Origin of the sequence: Alkalimonas amylolytica (assembly GCF_900107845.1) — a bacterium.
Taxonomy (GTDB): Bacteria; Pseudomonadota; Gammaproteobacteria; order Enterobacterales; family Alteromonadaceae; genus Alkalimonas; species Alkalimonas amylolytica.
Genome location: NZ_FNRM01000002.1, coordinates 401829 through 421001, shown reverse-complemented (window position 1 = coordinate 421001; position 19173 = coordinate 401829). Strand labels below are relative to the sequence as shown.

The following is a 19173-nucleotide window of genomic DNA, read 5'->3' as shown; positions in this document are numbered from 1 at the left end:
ACATCCTTGCTATTCTGTTTCCAATTGCTGCAGCAACGCCTGCAGTTGTTGGCTAGCCAGTTCAAACTCCACATCGGCTACAGTATGGCTCAGTTCTGCAATCTTTGCATAGAATTCAGAGGCTTTGCTCAATTCCATCAGCCGCTCCAACAGGCGATCAGCTGCAAAGTCGGATTGTTCCAGCATTGGCTTTAACTGCAGAAGTTCTTGTTTAAATTCCGCTTTACTCAGAGTTTGCTTGGCAGGCGGTTCAAGCTGTTGCAGTTTGCTTGCTAGCAGCTCAAGCAATTGTTCAAGTTGCATCAGCAGGGGAGGTAAAGCGCTGCAATCGGGTTGTGGATCTCGAAGCCGGGCTTCCATTTGATTGCATTGCTCCGCAATGTGAAAGGCACCAATATAAGCAGCCGCCGCTTTCAGTGAGTGCATTTCCCGCAGCAGGCCATTGATATCCTGATGTTGAAGTTGATGGCGTAGCTTCCCTGGTAACCCCTTATGTTCATTGTAAAATATATGCAGTAGGCTTGGATAGATAGCCGCTTGAGGCCCGAGGTTTGTGCGAGCCTTCAGCTCATTGAGTAGCGACTCTTGCTCTGCACCTTTGGGTGCAGGCACAATCTGGTCGGCTGGTTCAGCTCTGGGGGAAGTGTTGCCTGGTGCAACAGCCAGCATTCTGACTCCCAAAAAGCTCTGCAGGGTTTGATAGAGCTGTTCCGGCTCGATGGGTTTGGTTAGATGAGCATTCATTCCCACTGCCAGGCTTTTTTCAATATCATCCGGTAATGCATGAGCAGTCATTGCGATCACGGGTAAAGACGTTAGCTTGAGCTCCTGGCGTATTTTCCGACAAGCAGTCAGGCCATCCATTTGCGGCATTTGAATGTCCATCAGCACCAGATCGTAGTGCTGCTGTTGAAGCAATTGCAAGGCGGCGAGGCCATGTTCAGCGCAGTCGATCTGTGCGTTGGTGTCTTGCAAGAAACCGAGTGCAACCTGGCGGTTGATCGGGTGATCTTCCACCAACAGCAAGCGCTTCTGGCTCAGATCGGGTACCAGATTTTGCTCCGGTGTTGCTTGTTCGCTGTCGCCAGCTTGCTGCTGATACAATAAAGGACTGATGGCATCCAGCAACATGGAGTAATTGACCGGCTTCTCCAGGAAGTGTTCAATCGTCACATCGGCCATACTGGCTTTGGCCTGGGCTTTGTCGTAGGCCGATACCATTAAAATATGCGGGCTTCTTGAACCAAGCCGTTGTTGGATGCTGCGCGTGGTTTCGATACCATCCATACCGGGCATGCGCCAATCCATCAGTACAAAGTCATAGGCGGTTTGATTTGCTTCGGCCTTTTCTATCCGTTCAATCGCATCCATGCCATTGCTGCATTGCTCAGCCTGAACTCCCAATTCATCCAGTTGTTTGAGCAACACCATGCGGGTCAGAGCCATATCGTCTACCACTAAAGCTTTTAACTGACGTTTTGCCAAGGCGTGGTGTTTTTGGCTGGGCTGCACGGCCGATACACTCAACTCGATGGTGAAGTAAAAGGTGGTACCATAACCTGCCTCACTTTCCAGCCAGATTTCGCCCTGCATCAGTTCACACAACTGTTTGCAGATAGTCAATCCCAAGCCGGAACCACCATACCTGCGAGTAATGGATTCATCGGCCTGATTAAACGACTTAAACAATTTTTGTTGTTGCTGCTCGGTCATACCGATGCCGGTGTCGGTGACTGAACCATGCAGTTTGTAACGGCCTTCAGGTTGCCTGCTGCCATGCAGCATCAGGCAGACAGAGCCCGTATCGGTAAACTTAATGGCATTGTTCAGCAGGTTTACCAGCAATTGCTGAATACGTAGTGAGTCGCCTATCAACTCGGCAGGAATTTCGGCCGATAAATCCGATACCAACTCCAGTCCTTTGCTGTGGGCTTTGAGCGCAGTCATATGAATGGCTTGTTGTACCACCTGACTGAGCGAGAAACGATTTTTTTCCAGAGTGAGTTTGCCAGCCTCTACCTTGGAAAAATCCAAAATATCGTTGATAAGACTTAGCAGCATCTCGCCTGAACCACGAATCTTTTTCAGGTAATCCTGCTGTTCCGGATCCTGACAGCTTTTACTAGCTAGACGGCTTAAACCAATCACGGCATTGATAGGTGTTCTAATTTCATGGCTCATTCTGGCCAGGAAAGCTGACTTTGCCTCGGTAGCCGCTTCAGCGCGGATTTTTGCTTGGGCCAACTCACGGGTGCGGCTGGCGATTTTTTGTTCCAGGTTCTTGTTGGCTTCCAGCAACTGTTGCGATAAACGGGTGTTTTCAAACAAAATAGCGGTTTGGTTAGCCAACAACTGCAACACCTTAACGCGTTCTTGCTGAAAGGCACCTATCAGCTTTTGATGTTGCAGATAAAGAATACCGCGGAAGCTGTCACTCACTACAATGGGAATGCAAAGCACGGCGCAAGGACGGTTCTCGACGGCGGTAAAAATGCTGCTCTGGCTGGTATCGTTGATCAGCCTGCTTGTTTTGCTGCGTTGCACCAGATTCAGCAATTTTTCGGGCAACAGGGGAGGTTTCGCCAGCGTACAGGCTTGCAACTGAAGTTGATCTGTTTCCGACAACATCAACAGGCAAGCATCTTCGGCGCCGGCATTTTCTGCCATCAGCTGCAACATCCTAAGTAAAAATGCATCCAGATCCACTCGTCCGGTCAGTGTTTCTGCGGCTTTTAACACCGATGCCAGATCCAATTGCTGGTCGACCTGACTTTCCTGTTGCGATTGCAGCAAGGGGTGTTGTTTCAGCTCTGGGTATTTCTGCTGCAGCTGTTCAGCCTTCGCCAGGCATTTCCAGCTCAGATAACTGCTGGTAGCTGCTGCCCTGTGTGCCAGAGCATAGGTCGGTTGCTGTTGACGCTGCCAGTAATCTGCTGCCAACTCGTGGGCTAGCGCCAAATGCTGTGAAAAGCCTTGTTGCTCCGCGCTGACAATGGCTTGCTGGTAGAGCTGCCAGGCATTCGCCTGATGTTCTAGTGCAGCTTGCTCGGCTTGCAGCAACAGCACTTTATGCTGATAGTTTTGTGGGCATTGTTTGGCCCAGTTTTGCAGTTTTTCCAGGCTGTCCTGTAGCCGCTGCTGCCATGATTGCTGTGGGTCATCAGGCACTATTTTCAGTTGCCTGGCGGCAGCTAAACCACGGAAAAAGTGGAACTCAGTTTGGTGGTATAAAGCCAACGCCACATCCACCAGGGGCTCGGCTTGCTGCAGGTGCGTTGCTTCTTCGCCGGTGTCAAACCAGTATGCATGCATCAGCTTCAGTTGATGGTAACAAAACAATAAAGTGGTATTGTGTGGTTGTTGCAGGTCGGATAATTGAGTTGATTCACGAAAACTATCCCCTTCCAGCAAATGTGCGCTCTCAGCAGGCCCTTGCAGGGCCAGGGTCGATTGATGCCACAGCTGACAAAAAGCCAGATTATAGGGGAACTGCTTCTCGGTCAGGAATTGAATACTTTGCTCGCCATAGCGCTGAACCTTGTCCAGAGCTTGTCCACTCAGTACCCGGTAAAAACTGGCAAAAAGTACTGAGTGTGCCGCGTACTCAAGTTGGCCATCTTTCAGGCCCAGTTGCTGACTTTCATCCAGGGCTTCGAGCGAGTCTGCCAGCGGGGCATTCCAGGGCAACACGGCCGCGGCTCGTTGAAAGTGCAGCTGAGCCCTAAATTTACCTGTGAAACCGGCATCGACCTGCAGTGCCAGATCGGCAAATTCCAGTGCTTTGTCGTACTGACCAAACAGCGCTATTAAGTGCATGGCATGACCAAGATAGGCCAATGCTGAGCCATTGCTGTGTCCCTGTCGAAGGCTTATGGCCATCAGCTGATAGCTTACTGTCATATAGTGCAGTGGGCTAATAATGTATGCCACTGTGAACAGCATACCGAGGATTTCCATGACTTGGAGTTGCAACGGGTCTTTGACTTCGGGTCGCTGCAGCAGGCTGGAGATACTATCGGCGTCGTATTCTTTCAATAGCTCTGGGTACTGCCGGATGATGCTTTCATCAATACAAATATCCAGACCAACGGCTTGCAATTCTTGACTGGCCAGATCATAAGCTTCATGCAGCTGGTTCTGAGCAAATAAAATCAGTACTTGTTGCTGGCAGTTTTGCAGGCGTTGCACTGGCTCCTGACAGACCGCTGCCAGTTGCTGGCAGTTCTCCCAAGCGAGCTCATAGTGCTGGCTAAGGTAGGCACTGCGGGCCAGTCCAAGCAATATGTCTGTCTGTAGCCGTGGTTTAGCTTGCTGTTCCAGCAGTGACTTTGCTTGTTGGAACAGGCGCTGGGCACTGTGATAGGCATTGCTGGAGAGCGCTTTTTGACCCGCCAATAGATTGAGCTCTGCCAAGCGCTCGGCAGTGCAGTGGGTCAGGCTTAACGGTAAGGCTGCGTTGAAATGATGAATGTAGCCCAGTACTTCCGAGTTTTGTTGTTCTGGTGACAGCTTGTTGTATTGATGCAATGCAATCTGTAAGTTCAGCTGCTGCAAATTGGCCTGATCGCTCAGTTGAAATGCAGCTTGCTGCAAGCGATCATGCGCAAAACGAACGGCATCCAATGCTTTGCCATCAGCTGTGGTATAAGCAATCAGAATGCCGCTGTTAATGGCCTCGGTTAGCTCCTGTTCAAGTCCAGATAAACTAATCTCGGCCAGCTCTGCCAGTTGTTGCATGCTGGCGCTTTCGCCCAGCAAAGCTATCCATTGAAATAAATGTTGTATTCGAACTGAAAATCGGGACAAACGCTCTGAGGTAATGGCAGCATGATTGTCGGTGATGTTAAGTTGCGCAATGGCCTTGCTATCCCAATGCCAGCCTGTGGATTGTTCGTGTTGCAATAGCTGAGTTTCATACAACTTTTGCATCAATTGTTTTAGATAAAATGGGTTGCCGCTGGTTTTTTGCAGCAACAACTCAGCCAGGGTGACTACCTCATCGGGGCTGGTTTGCAGCGTATCAGACACCAGCTGTAAAATTGACTGGCTGGATAAAGGCTTTAGCTCCAGCTGGTGTTGCTCCAGTCCACTTCGCTTTAGGGCGTCGAGGGTGAAGCTCAGTGGATGCTGGTCCTGCACTTCATTGTCACGATAGCTGAGCAGCAGAAGTAGACGTAACTTATCACCTTCTTTGGCCAGTTGCTCCAGCCAGCGCAATGTAGCTCTATCAGCCCATTGCAAGTCATCCAAAAACAGAATCAAACTGTAGCCTTGTGCTGCAACCACATGCAGCAAACGAAAGGTCAGTTGGTCGAAACGTCTTAACTCGGTAATACCTGTTGCCTGATACTGGGCATGCATTTCTGGTTGCAATAAAGGTTGCCATTCTGGTACCAGCTCACACAGCAGGTGCGCATCACCTGCAGCGGCATCTTGGAGTTGTTGACGCCAATGCTGCAGGGCGTCAGCCGGCTCTTGCAAAATGGCCTCGGCCAGCTGCGCCAGCGCAGCACTTAAGGCAGAGTAAAATCGATTCTGCAGGTATTGATCTTGCTTGCCCTGAATAAAGAAACTATCGGTCCCCAAGGTTTTCGGTGGTAATTGTTCAATCAGGCTGGTTTTACCTGAGCCTGAATAGCCACGGACCACTACCAGTTGACTGCCAGCACCACGACTGATCTGGTTAAAAGCCTGCAGCAGGGTGTCGACATCCTGTTCCCGCTCGTAGAGATGGTCAGAGAAAGGCAGGCGCTGCATGCCGCTATGCAGGGAAGGCGTGAACGGGCTTTCTTCATGGTCGGGCTGGAGGCATCTTTCGAAGTCATCAAGCACGGCCGCTACGGACTGATAGCGGTGGTTAGGATCTTTTTGCAACAATGCCTGGATAATGAGTTGCAAACGGTCATCCTTTGCCGTTTGTTGCTCCGTTAAAGGCTTGGGAATTTTAGCAATATGAGCGTGAATTAAAGCCAGAGGATCTTGCTGGGCAAAAGGAAACTCACCTGCCAGCAACGCATAGGCAAGGACCCCCAAACTGTATAAATCGGCGCGTTGATCCAGCGGGGAATTGATCCTGCCACTGGCTTCTGGAGCCAGGGTTCGTAAGCTTTGCAAGGTTAAGGTTGCCTTGCCAAGGCCCGGACGAACGGTTTGCAAGGTGGATGCCTGGGGGCAGCTCAGCAATAAAACCTGGTTACCATCCTTGGACCAAAACAATGCTTCGGCACATAACTCTTTGAAAATATAACCAGCCAGATGGGCTTGCAACAACAGTCGGGTAAGGCCGATGATAGCGTTAAGCGCTACATGCTGGCCTTGTGATTGGATATGTTGTTGCAGTTGGCTAAAGCTCAGTGGGCATTGCGCTGCTGAAAACACCTGATAATACCAGTGTTCCTCTTCAAATTCGGCCAGAGAGGGCGCAAGAAAGTCAGGTCTGCCTTGCTGCAACCTGTTGACGTTCGGCCTTGCTTGCTGCAGCAAGAACACCTTGCCAAACTCTGCATGTTCTGCTTGAAAAACCCGATGTTCAGAACCTAAGGGGGCCAGCTCATTGATAGGACTGAATTCAGCAAGTTGGTGCATCGGTCTCTGCCTTTAACCTCATCGAGATAAGCTTAATCCTATTCGGTCAAACAATAAAGTGCAGCAGACAGATTGCATCGTCACTCAGGAATATCGTTTGAGTTGTAAACGAGAGTCCGATACTATTTCAAATTGAACTAAAGTACCAGTTTGCCGAAGGGGTACGGCAGCATACACACTGTGCCGGGACGCACCTGACCAGGAAATGATTATGTTGACTCGCCATTCAGTCACCGCCGCTGCTGTTGCTTTGAGTTGCTTTGGCCCCATCGTTTTGGCTGAACAAGCGGCCACTGCCAATAGGGATGATGTGGAGCGTCTTGAAGTCTTCGCGCAGCGCCGTGGCCAGGATCTGCATGATGTCTCAGTCGCTGTCACGCTTATTGATGGCGACTACCTGCAGCAACGTCAGTTGAAAGATGCGGTTGAACTGGCAACTCTGGTCCCGAACTTTATTGCCAGCCAAGCGGCCGCTGAAGGCACTACGCCAGCTTTTACCCTGCGTGGCGTCGGTATGTTCGATTACAATACCTCGACCGTATCGCCTATCGCCATCTACAGCGATGAGGTTGTCAGTGGGGGTGCTAATTTTCTGACCGGTCAGCTGTTTGACCTTGAGCGGGTAGAGGTCTTGCGTGGCCCACAGGGCACCTTGTTTGGCCGCAATACCACCGGTGGTGCTGTGCTATTGCGATCGCGCCTGCCAGAGCATCAGTTTTCCGGCTACTTTCGCGCTAGTGCGGCTGAACAGCAAAGTTACCGCCTGCAAGGCGCGGTCAATGCACCTCTGGGAGAGAGCACCGCAGCCCGTTTTGCCTTTAATTGGCAGGATTATCAATACAGCATGACCAATCTGTTTCCCGGCGCCGATGGCGGCGGTATGGAGCAGGCCAGCTTCCGTTTGCTGCTAAGCAGTGAGTGGCTGGGCTGGTCATTGCTGTGGCGTTTGCATTCCGAACATTGGTCTGGTCAGCCCAAACCGGTGTACAGTGCTGGTGTTTTTAGCGATCTGGCGAGTGGCGAGCGTTGCAGCCCGGCGGAAGTAGGTAGCCGTCATTGTGTCGATAACTTTGGGTTTTCAGTGCCAAGCGATGATTATTGGACCACCAGTGCCAATACAGGGCACAAACGCAACCGCACCGACAGCTGGGGCACCAGTTTGCAGCTTGAGCGTGCCTTGTCGGATAGCGTGAGTGTCAAGTCTATCAGTGCCTACAAAAGCTTCAATCGTTTTCACTCCTGGGATGCCGATGGACCGGGTCAGTTCATTGAAGGTATATTGGGCTCGGATAATGAGTTCTTTAGCCAGGAAGTAACCTGGTTTTGGCAGCAACCAGAGCGTTTTTGGACTGCTGGTTTGTTTTACCTGAATGAGCGCTTGGTGCAGGGCAATGAGCTGGACTTATTCCGTGATTTCAGGGCAGTGCCCGAGCTTGCGGCTGTACCTGCTACCTTTATCTACCGCAATCGTCTGCAGAATGAAGCCATGGCGGCTTATGCCCAGATGGAGCAGCAACTGACCAGTGACTGGCAATTGACTGCCGGGCTGCGCCTGACCGATGAGCAAACCCGTTATCATGCCAATGCTGATCTGGATACGGTGGCGTTTTACCTGAATGATTTTTGGGATTTGAGCGGTAAAGTATCGGATACCGAGTGGACCGGTAAGTTGGCCCTGATCCAGCGGTTAAACCCGCGTCACAGCCTCTATTACAGTTACTCGCGCGGCTATAAAAGTGGTGGCTACAATGCTGGCTTCTCTTCCAGCCCGGAAGAAGCGGCCGACTCGGCCTACGATCCCGAATACCTGCATGCCTGGGAGCTGGGCAGTCGCTGGCGCTCGGCTGATGCCAGTTTATTCTGGGAGCTGGCGCTGTTTTACTACGATTACCGTGATCAGCAAACTTTCGTCAATATCAGCAGTGGTACGGCTCCTTACCATGTATTGAAAAACGCCGGGGATGGTCGTGTTGCCGGGTTGGAGTCTGATTGGCGTTACCGGCCTGCTGCCAGCACAGAGCTGCAGCTAAGTGTAGGCTATATTCCGTTGGCGAAACTTGGCGAGTACCGTCAGGGCGATGTGTTTGTTTCCGATACCCGCTTGCCTTTTACCCCCAAATGGACGCTGGGGGCCAGTATTGAGCAACAGCTGTCGATTGCAAAGCAAGCGCTCAACTGGCAGTTTGGCGTGCGTTACCAGTCGGCTATCTATTTTGATCAATACCAAGATCCTTATGCCCGTCAGGATGGCTATGCCCTTTGGCATGGCCGGCTGGGCTGGCAGCTTAGCTCGGATTTAGAACTGGCATTGTGGGGAAAAAACCTGTTTAATCAAAAATATGCCGAGCTTAAGTTTGACTCGGTAGCGGCGTTGGGAGCCTATACACAGCTGCGTGGTGAGGCAAGGCAGCTTGGCATTGAGCTAAGTTACCAGTTCTGAGTTGTGCGCCAAGCTCCCTGAATAATGATCATAAAGGGAGCTTCAATGCGTATTCAATTACTCTGGCCAATTCTGGCTACTTTGCTGGTGCCGCTGGCGGTTGCCTGGTTTGTTTATCCGGAGCATCTGCCACCGGGTTTTGGTGTCTTTCCACCGCAATTTCAGGGCGATGCACCTGGCTTTAATGGCTGGGTGTTTTTACTGGTTGCTGCTGGCGCTGTTTTTATCAGTGCTCTGGTGCTGTGGCCCAAAGCCTTTGGTTTTAAAGGCGCAACACCCGGCCCTGCGGCGGCAAAAAAGCCTTTGCCTTGGTGGTTCTGGGCTGGCGCTGTGGTCACCCTGTTTTTCTGGTGGCTGATGTGGTCACACTCCACCTTGTTTGGCAATCTGGTGTACTGGTCTTTTACGCCGCTGTGGTGGGGCTTTATTTTTGTACTCGATGGTCTGGTGTATCACCGCAACAATGGCCGCTCGCTGTTTTCCAGTAAGCCGAAGTTACTTGCCATTGCCGGTCTGATTTCTGTATTGGGCTGGGTTTACTTTGAGTTTTTCGATTATTTTGTGCTGGAAAACTGGTACTACCCGCATACGGCGGCAGCTCCCTGGTCGCAGCAACTGCTCAGCTTCGAGTTTCTGCTAACCTACAGTACAGTGACGCCAGTGTTGTTTCAATGGTATTGCCTGCTCAATACCTTTCCGAAACTGGTGGCCCGTTACCAGAATGGCCCTAAGATGCCACTCAATGCCAATCTACTGATTGGCCTTGGTTTGGTGCTGTTGGCTGCCATGGTGATCTGGCCTTACCCGATGTTCTGGGTGGTGTGGATTGGGCCCTTTTTGGTACTGATTGGTTGCTTGCAGCGGTTGACTATCTGGACGCCTTTTACTGATATCGCCAAAGGCAACTGGACTGCCGGGGTATTGATTGCAGTATCCTCGATGCTCAACGGCTTGTTCTGGGAGTTCTGGAATTTTGGCAGCAATTATTTTGTTACCGACAGCATCACCAATCCGAATTACTGGGTGTACAACATCCCTTATCTGAATGTGATCCACCTGTTTTCGGAAATGCCACTGCTGGGCTATTTTGGCTACCTGCCTTTTGGCGTGATTGTTTTGTTATTCTTTATCTGGAGTGGCAAGCTGTTTGGTTTTGATACCGATATTCAGCTGAACAAGACCGATAGTTAGCGCGACAAATTTTGCAGTTCGCCGAGGGTCATGCTGCTGCTATGCTGACGGATTTGGCTGAGCAGCAGCTGGGCGCAGGCAAAGGCATCGGCCAGCGCATGGTGCTGCGGTGCTTTGGGCAGCTTGTGCCGCTCTAAACAGCTGCTAAGGCGCAGCATATCGCGGGTTAGTACCTTGCCTTTGTTGTGCAGGCGTTGCCATTCAATTTTTAGCGTATCAATGGCTTTAAATTTGGGGCTGCGGCCAAAGCAGCGCTCACAGGCCATGGTTAAAAAGGCCAGATCCATTTGGGCATGATGTGCCACCAGTACATAGCCCGGATAGCTTTGCAGCAGCATGGCCATCAGCTCGCACAGCTCCATGCCGGTTTTTAGCTGGTGATCATGCACCCCATGGATCACGGCACTCTGGCCAACGCCTATCGGCGATTTCACCAGATAATGAGCGCTGTCTCCCAGCATGATTTCCTGGTGGCGAATGGGTACCCAGCCGGCACTGACGATGTGATCTTTTTTCGCATCCAGCCCGGTAAGTTCCAAATCCAGTACCAGAAAGTTGACCTCAGACAGGGCTGTTTTTGGAGATGGCTGCGGAGTATTCTCGTAGTTGCGAACGATTTCATTCATGGGGAGTGGAGGATTTTTAAACCAACCAAACATCATCAAAGCTCCCTGCAAAAGCGATATTTCATCTGGCTCTGCGCCTGATTGATCACTTCAAACACATCTTTGAGCTGATGCCGCTGCAGACCGGATAGTACGGCAGGATCCAGCAGGTTGGAGGCTTCATGGCCTTGCGCTATATCGTGTTGGTGTTTGTCCCAACGCAGTTGCGCCAGCACATCGAAAGCGTCCAGCAGGTTTTGGCTGTCTTTAGCATCCATCACTTTTTGCTGAGCCAGTTGGATCAGACGCTGGCGGGTATTAATAGCGCTAATGCCTTTGCTTAAACTGTAGATGCGGGCCATATCGGTAATCAGGATCAGGCCGCGTTTCTTTAAATCCAGACCTTTTTTCTGCTTACCATCCCGTTCCAGAGTAAAGGTTTTAAAAAAGCCCAGTGGTGGCGTGCCTTTGAGCGCATTGTGGCTTAAATGGTACAAGAACACGGCTTTGTCTTTGGTGCGGGCCAGTATGTCCTGCTGCAGGGCATTGAACAGGCTTTTACTGCCATAAATTGGCCGCAAATCGAAAAAGATGCTGGATTTAAGCAAAGCCTCCTGGGTTGGTGTTTGGATCCATCGGGCAAACTGTTTCGACCAGCCCTTTAAGCTAAGCCGTAGCTCCGGATTGCTGGCCATGATATTGCCAGGGCAGTAGACAATGCCGCATTCATTCAAACCATCGCAGACGATGTTGGCCAGTTGCTCAAAGTAGGCTGCTATCTCGCCTTCCGGCTCTTTTTCCAGCAAGAGGGCATTGTCCTGATCGGCGTTTAAACCTTGTTCCATCCTGGCCTGGGAGCCAAAGCCAAGCCAGGTAAAAACGCAAGGGGCAGGGCCCAGCCGCTTCAGGGCCAGTTTGATCCAGCTCTGGGTCAGTGCATCGGTCACTGTAGTCAGCACATGGCTGGCTTCATGGGCCGGCACCTGTTGATTGCTCAGGCTTTGGCTAAGGTGCAAAATCTGGCTGGCGCACTGCAAAATACCTTCTTCGCAGTGCTGACGATGAATTTCGCCAATTAGATACACCGGGTGATCCTGCTGCGCCCGGATCACATCGGTAGCGGTAATCATACCAAAAAGATGCTCGTCCCTGAGCACGGGCAAGTGGTGAATATTGTGCTGGCTCATCAGCTGCACCGCTTCAAACAAATAGGCGTGTAAATCAATGGTGTGTGGTTTGCTGGTCATCACGTCGCTGACCGGGCTATCGGCTGGGAGTGCTTCAGCCACCACCCGGCTGCGTAAATCACGATCGGTGATAATGCCCACCAGTTTGTTGTTCTGCTCGACCAGCAAGGACGAGACCCGTTGTTCGGTCATCTGCGCCGCTGCTTGTTGCACCGTCGCATCCGGGCTGATGCTGACTTTGCGGGCCTTGGCGACATCGCTGATTTTTAAGGTAAAACGATTGGTTGACTGTTCTTTGTACTGATGCAACCGGCGACCAAACAGCCGCTGAAAGAACAGTTCAATGTTTTTAAATTGATAGCGAATTTGCTGAAAGCCTTCGGCCGTCAGCCAGTACACCAGGCCGTCTTCATCGCACAGCAGGGTATCTTGATCGCTTAAGTCGGTCAGCAATTGCTGGTAGCCATAAAAATCACCGCTTTGCAGCTTGGTCAGCAATTGTTGCTGATCGCTGTACAGGGAAAACACGCCGGTACGCACAATCATCAGCCGGTTGCTGTCGGTATTCACTTCTTCACCGGCCCGGAAGTAGTACACCGACATCTGCCGCGCCAACGCCTGCAATTGATCAGCATCCAACTGATCAAAAGGGGTGGTTTCGGCCAGAAATTTGGTGACTTCAGTGACTTCCATCGTGTGCCTGCAATGACTCCTATCTGTTTACTAATCTAGCAACAGAGTGGCCAGGGCACCAGACGACTTTAGTCGAACAGCTGCCATCCCAACAAGCGTTCAGAATGGCACCCTTAGCGACAGGCACGAAGCAGCGGATCGGTGGGTTCCAGCCGGTACCAGTCATTGGCAACTTGCTCACCAGGCGCTGGTAATTGCAACTGCGCATGCTCATCTGCCCGGGCCAGTTGACCGCAGTGAATGATGGTGGTGACAGCGATGGCTGACATGCGTCGCTCAAAAAAGTACAACGGCAACCGCACCAGTTCCGGATTGATTTGATTGACATCGGCCCGGTTAAAATCGGCGGCAACAAAGCGCAGCGTTTGCGGAAAGACATAACTCCAGGGCCGCCAGAAGGCAGTTTGCTCAGCACTTCGTACCACCTCAACACCAGCAGGTAGCAGGCTCTTTTGATGATCAAACCAGGTGTACTCCGAGTAGATCTGAAAGGCTATCATGCCGACACCGGCCGAGACCGGGATCCACCAGCGGGCTAATTTCCCCCGGCTGATCCAGCGGGCGGACAACGCCAGACCAGCAGCACCTAAACCGGCAAAGACGGTAGCAACCAATTCCCAAAACATGTGTACCTCGTGGATAAAAAAGGGCTTTCCTGTCGGAAAGCCCGGTTGGTTTACAGGACTCTGTCTAGCATAACAGAGTTGCAGCGTTTAGTGACCAGTGGCCACACCGGCACCCCGTGGGAAGCGCACGCTTTCGACCAGATCCTGAATTTCCTGTGGTGGCTCTTCGGTCATCGCAGAGACTGCGAAGGCGACTGCGAAGTTGATCATAGCTCCGACCGCACCGAACGACAGTGGTGAGATGCCAAACAACCAGTTGGCTTCCACGTTGGCGAAGGTGGCAGTGCCAGGGATAAAGAACCAGCCCAGGTACAGGAAGATATAAACCACAGTGCTGATTAAGCCTGCCAGCATACCGGCAATAGCCCCTTTGCTGTTGACCCGCTTGGAGAAGATCCCCATCATCAGCGCTGGGAAGATAGAAGCCGCCGCGATACCAAAGGCCAGTGCCACCACCTGCGCAGCAAAGCCAGGCGGATTCATACCGAGCCAGGTAGCAACCACAATGGCGACCCCCATCGAGATACGTGCCGCCAGCAGCTCTCCTTTATCACTAATGTTCGGGTTTATTGAGCCCTTAATTAAGTCATGACTGACAGCGGAGGATATTGCCAGCAGTAAGCCTGCTGCCGTTGACAACGCAGCAGCCAAACCACCTGCAGCAATCAGACCAATGACCCAGCCAGGCAGGTTGGCAATCTCAGGATTGGCCAGTACCAGGATGTCATTGTTCACGGTCAGCTCGTTACCGGCCCAGCCACGCGCTTCAGCCGTTTCCTGGAATGCTGGCACATCGTTGTACAGCTGGATGCGTCCATCACCATTTTTATCATTAAAGCGGATCAAGCCAGTGTTTTCCCAGGTACGGATCCAGTCCGGACGTTCATCGTAATGAATGGCTTCAGCCGTTGGGCCTGCCGGGTAAATGGTGGTGAGCAGGTTTAAACGGGCCATAGAAGCGACGGCAGGCGCAGTCAGGTACAGCAGGGCAATAAACACCAGGGCCCAGCCAGCAGACCAGCGCGCATCCGCTACTTTGGGTACGGTGAAAAAGCGAATAATCACGTGCGGCAAGCCCGCGGTACCAATCATCAGTGACAGGGTAAACAGCACCATGTTCAGTTTGTTGCTGACATCGGCGGTATAATCCTGGAAGCCCAGTTCACGTACGACTTCATCCAGCTTTTGCAGCAACGGCATGCCAGACTCGGTATGCGTTGAGAACAGACCCAGCGGCGGGATAGGGTTGCCGGTCAGCTGCAGTGAAATAAACACCGCTGGAATGGTGTAAGCAATGATCAACACCACGTACTGCGCCACCTGGGTGTAGGTGATGCCTTTCATGCCGCCCATAACCGCGTACATAAAGACCACCACAGCAGCAATCATCAGGCCGGTGTCATTTTCCACTTCCAGAAAGCGGGAAAACGCCACGCCGGCACCGGTCATCTGGCCGATCACGTAAGTGACGGAGGCAATGATTAAACAGGCCACGGCCACCAGACGGGCACCGGTGCTGTAAAAACGATCGCCGATAAAGTCCGGCACAGTAAACTTGCCGAATTTACGCAAGTACGGGGCCAGCAGCATGGCAAGCAGGACATAACCACCGGTCCAGCCCATTAAGAAACTGGAGTAGGCATAACCACCGGCGGCAATCAGGCCCGCCATGGAAATAAACGACGCGGCAGACATCCAGTCGGCGGCGGTTGCCATACCGTTGGTGATGGGGTTCACACCACCACCGGCCACGTAGAACTCTTTGGTAGAGCCTGCCCGTGCCCAGATGGCGATACCGATATAGAGCGCAAAGGATGCGCCGACGAAAATTAAGTTAATGGCAAACTGGCTCATGACTTACTCCTCGTCCAGGCCGAATTCTTTATCCAGCTTGTTCATTCTCCAGGCATAGAAGAAGATCAAGCCGATAAAGGTAAGGATGGAACCTTGCTGGGCAAACCAGAAACCCAGATCAGTCCCACCTACAGGAATTCCGCTCAGTAACGGGCGGAGTAAGATACCAAAGCCGTAAGATACCAGCGCCCAAATCGCCAGGCTGATCCAAATCAGCTTGAGATTGGCCTTCCAGTATGCAGCGGCATTTTTTTTATGCTCTACCATGGTTGTGCTCCCATTGTTGTCTTTTTGTTCACTTCCGGTCCGTTTTAATCTAGCAGCGGCCAGAAATAGCGAAAGCCCGACTTTAGTCGAAGCAAGAGCGACCAATGGTTGACTTTGGTCGGTGTTCGGCCAAGAGTAACAGCATAAGAATGAAAAGGAGGGCGGCGTGTGGCGGCCTGGACCATAGCATTACTGGCGTTGTTGTATGTTGGCGGCTTGTTTTGGATCGCCAACTGGGGCGAGCGGCATGCCGACGATCGTCTGATACAAAAGTATGGGGGGCTGATTTACAGCCTGGCGTTGGCAGTGTATTGCACCTCCTGGACCTATTATGGTGCTGTTGGCACCGCGGTAACCCAGGGTTGGGACTATATCCCGATTTATTTGGGGCCTATTTTACTCTTTGTGTTTGCTCAGCCGTTTTTATTCAAATTGTTGTATGTGGCGAAAAAGCACAATATTACCTCCATCGCTGACTTTATCTCCTCACGGTATGGCAAGCGCCGCAACATAGCGCTCTTGGTCGCCTTGCTCTGCCTGGTGGTGGTAGTGCCTTACATTTCATTGCAGCTAAAAGCGGTAGCCAGCTCCTATCAAGTGCTGTTGGGCCAGGATTTTAGTGTAGGCAACGTCGCCTGGTATCAGGACAGTGCGCTGCTCAGTGCGGTGGCTATGGCCTTTTTTGCGATCCTATTTGGCACACGTAAGGTGCACCTGACCGAGCAGAACCGCGGTGTTATGGTGGCGATTGCCTTTGAGTCGGTGGTGAAGCTCTTTGCTCTGCTGCTGGCCGGAGTGGTCTATGTGTTTTTCCTTGATATCGATCGTTCGGCTTTGCAGCATTTTGTCAGCCATGCCAACGAACAGCAACAGCAAGGTGCTGGCACAGGCTGGGTTGGTTTTTTGACCAAAACCCTGCTGGCGACGGCGGCAGTCTTTTTGCTGCCACGTCAGTTTCATGTCGCCTTTGTCGAAAATGTTTCCAACCAACATCTGCGCCATGCCAGGCGCTGGTTTTCCGGTTACTTGACGATGGTCACTTTGGTGGTGATCCCGATTGCTGTGGCCGGGATGCTGATGTTTCCGGATAGCTGGAGTGAGGCCGATAGTTTTGTGCTGCTGATCCCGGCATCCTCTGGCATGGATACCTTAAGTGCGCTGGTCTTTATTGGCGGCTTTTCAGCTGCTACCTCCATGATCATTATTGCCACCCTGGCACTCAGTACCATGATCAGTAACGATGTGGTGCTGCCGGGCTTGTTGCGCCGGGCTAAACGCCAGGGCATGCAGCATGACTACAGTTTGTTGCTGCTGTTGGTTCGGCGCAGCATGATTGTGCTGGTGATGGGCTTGTCCTGGCTCTATTACGTCTTTTTTGCCCGCAATTACGATCTGGCTGAAACCGGCCTGCTGGCCTTTGCCTTGACCATTCAATTGGCCCCTGCCGTGGTCGGGGGGCTGTACTGGCGTCATGGCAATGCCAGGGGCGTGTACGCTGGCCTGGCGGTTGGATTTGGGCTCTGGTTCTATACACTGATGTTGCCTCAATTGGTTGGTGCCGGCGTTATTCGTACGGAAATCATGGCGAGCGGTCCCTTTGGACTGAGCTGGCTGCACCCGCAAGCGATGTTTGGCCTGAGCACCGATGGTTTAACTCATGGCGTTTTATGGTCACTGGGTCTGAACATTCTGGCTTATGTGCTGGTATCTTTGTTGACGCGGGTGCCGCTGAAAGATCGGTTGCAGGCGGTGGCTTTTGTCAAGCCGAATTTACCCATCGATCATCAGGATACGCCAGCACGGCGCATAAAAATCCGCAATTCGGATTTACGTACCTTGCTGGAACGCTTTGTCGGTCAGCAGCGTGCGTTGGAGTGTTTGCAGGAGTTTGGACGTCGCCAACAGCAGGAGCTGGATCCGGACGACCAGCCCAGTGTGCGCCTGGTCGAGCACGTTGAGCGCGAGCTCTCCGGGGTGATTGGGGCCTCTTCGGCCTCCACCATGGTGAATGCTGTGTTGGAGGGTAAGCAGCTGGGTTTTGAAGATGTGGTCACCTTGTTTGATGACACCACTCAGGCCATTCAGTTTTCCCGGAAAATCCTGTTTTCTACCCTGGAGCACTTAAGTCAGGGGGTCAGTGTGGTGGACCGGGATCTAAATCTGGTCGCCTGGAATAAAGCCTATCTCGAGATGTTTGATTATCCGGAAGGCATGGTACGGGTTGGCCGGCCGGTGGCGGATATTGTGCGTTTGAATGCTGAGCGTGGCTTGTGTGGTAAAGGCGACATTGAGGATCATGTCAATAAACGCATTCAGCACATGCAAAAGGGTACTCAGCATGTTTTTCAGCGGGTACGGCCGGATGGCAAGGTGATTGAGATGCGTGGCAACCCCATCCCGGGCGGTGGTTTTGTTACCAGCTTTACCGATATCACCGATCATGTGCAGGCGGTACAGGCGCTGGCTGAAGCCAAGCAGCATCTGGAACAACGGGTACGTGAGCGCACGCAAACCATCAGCGAGATGAACCAGGAACTGCTGGCCGAAGTAGAACGCCGTAAGCTGACTGAGCAGCAGCTGTTGCAAGCCAAAGCCGAAGCTGAATCCGCCAATGCTTCCAAAACCCGCTTTCTGGCATTGGCCAGTCACGACATTTTGCAGCCACTGAATGCCGCCCGTTTATTTACAGCTGCTCTATCGGGCCGGCACGACGACAAACAGCATCAGCACATTGTGCAGCAGCTGGATAACTCGTTAAAAGCTACGGAAGAGCTGATTTCTACCTTGCTGGAAATCGCCAAACAGGATGATGGCAAACTGCAGCCGTCTATCCAGCCGGTGTCACTGGGAGAGTTGCTGTCGAATCTGGCCGATGAGTACAGCTTGCTGGCCAGGCAAAAAGGCTTGCAGCTGAAAGTGCGCAGCCAGGATGTACAGGTATTGAGTGATGCCACCTATCTGCGACGTATTGTGCAAAACATGCTGTCCAATGCAATTAAATACACGCCCAAAGGCAAGGTATTGCTGAGCTGTAGGCTTAGGGGGGAACAATTATTGGTGCAGGTATGGGATACCGGCCCTGGCATCGCTGAGCCGGATCTGGCCAGGATTTTTGATGATTTCTACCGGATTGATGCCACGGCCAAAGGGCAGCAAGGGGTTGGCCTGGGCCTGGCGGTGGTTCATCGTATGGCGCGAGTGCTTGGCCATACGGTAGCGGTACAATCCAGACCTGGTCACGGCACCGTCTTTAGCCTGACGCTGCCGCTGGTATTGACTGAAATCATCAAACCTATTGAAGAAGTCAGCCGTCCACGCAGCGCTCTGGCTGGCTTGAACGTGATTTGTGTCGACGACGATGCCACCAATCTGGAAGCGCTCAAGGTACTGTTGCAGCAATGGCAGATAGAGCAGGTGCAGGGATTTTATGACGAGCAGAGCCTGTTGGCTTTTGCTGCTGAGCATCCGGCTCCGGATGTCCTGCTGATTGATTATCAGTTGGGACAAAACAGCAATGGTCTGGATTTGTATCAGCAGTTGCAGGTGTACTGGCAGCATGTGCCTGGCATTCTGGTTTCAGCCTCGCCGCAGGCTGATCTGGCCAGGCAAGCTCAACGACTTGGCTTATTGTTTTTGGCCAAGCCCATTAAACCAGCTGCCTTGCGCGCCAGCCTGAATCAAATCAATCTGCTAAAAAGGCGGACTGCTGAATGATTCGTCAGCTG

General features: G+C 52.1%; 9 protein-coding genes. 3 read left to right on the top strand and 6 right to left on the bottom strand.

What is annotated here, in order from left to right; all coding sequences use genetic code 11:
* Positions 1-9: 9 nt before the first annotated feature.
* Positions 10-6585, bottom strand: a complete 6576-nt coding sequence (locus BLW37_RS05375) for a response regulator (RefSeq protein ID WP_091340712.1) — start codon at positions 6583-6585, stop codon at positions 10-12.
* 211 nt (positions 6586-6796) lie between these two features.
* On the opposite strand from BLW37_RS05375, the gene BLW37_RS05370 reads away from it, so the two are divergent.
* Together BLW37_RS05370 and BLW37_RS05365 are read left to right on the top strand one after the other, a co-directional pair.
* A complete protein-coding gene (locus BLW37_RS05370; protein ID WP_171907553.1) occupies positions 6797-9025 on the top strand; it encodes a TonB-dependent receptor in 2229 nt (742 codons plus the stop codon).
* A 45-nt stretch (positions 9026-9070) separates the two neighbouring features.
* Positions 9071-10216, top strand: coding sequence for a mechanosensitive ion channel protein MscS (locus BLW37_RS05365; RefSeq protein ID WP_091340704.1), 1146 nt, complete (start codon positions 9071-9073; stop codon positions 10214-10216).
* Here BLW37_RS05365 and BLW37_RS05360 read toward each other — a convergent pair.
* The 5 genes from BLW37_RS05360 to BLW37_RS05340 all read right to left on the bottom strand — a co-directional run bounded on the left by BLW37_RS05360 (position 10213) and on the right by BLW37_RS05340 (position 15448).
* Positions 10213-10878 (bottom strand): 3'-5' exonuclease, encoded by a 666-nt coding sequence (locus BLW37_RS05360; protein ID WP_245785623.1) that lies wholly within the window; start codon positions 10876-10878, stop codon positions 10213-10215. The two genes, BLW37_RS05365 and BLW37_RS05360, sit on opposite strands and share 4 nt — an antisense overlap.
* A complete protein-coding gene (locus BLW37_RS05355) occupies positions 10878-12701 on the bottom strand; it encodes a putative nucleotidyltransferase substrate binding domain-containing protein (protein WP_091340701.1) in 1824 nt (607 codons plus the stop codon). Before BLW37_RS05355 ends, BLW37_RS05360 begins: the two co-directional genes overlap by 1 nt.
* Before the next feature lie 113 nt (positions 12702-12814).
* On the bottom strand, positions 12815-13327 hold the full coding sequence (locus tag BLW37_RS05350) for a hypothetical protein (protein ID WP_091340697.1): 513 nt from the start codon (positions 13325-13327) through the stop codon (positions 12815-12817).
* A gap of 87 nt (positions 13328-13414) precedes the next feature.
* Positions 13415-15181 carry a sodium:solute symporter family protein gene (locus BLW37_RS05345; protein ID WP_091340694.1) on the bottom strand — a complete coding sequence of 589 codons (1767 nt, stop codon included), beginning with the start codon at positions 15179-15181 and terminating at the stop codon, positions 13415-13417.
* Between the two features lie 3 nt (positions 15182-15184).
* Complete coding sequence (locus tag BLW37_RS05340) at positions 15185-15448, bottom strand: DUF4212 domain-containing protein (RefSeq protein ID WP_091340690.1); 264 nt, start codon at positions 15446-15448, stop codon at positions 15185-15187.
* Between the two features lie 168 nt (positions 15449-15616).
* Between BLW37_RS05340 and BLW37_RS05335 the strand changes: the two genes are divergently transcribed.
* On the top strand, positions 15617-19162 hold the full coding sequence (locus BLW37_RS05335; RefSeq protein WP_091340685.1) for a PAS domain-containing hybrid sensor histidine kinase/response regulator: 3546 nt from the start codon (positions 15617-15619) through the stop codon (positions 19160-19162).
* Positions 19163-19173 lie beyond the last annotated feature (11 nt).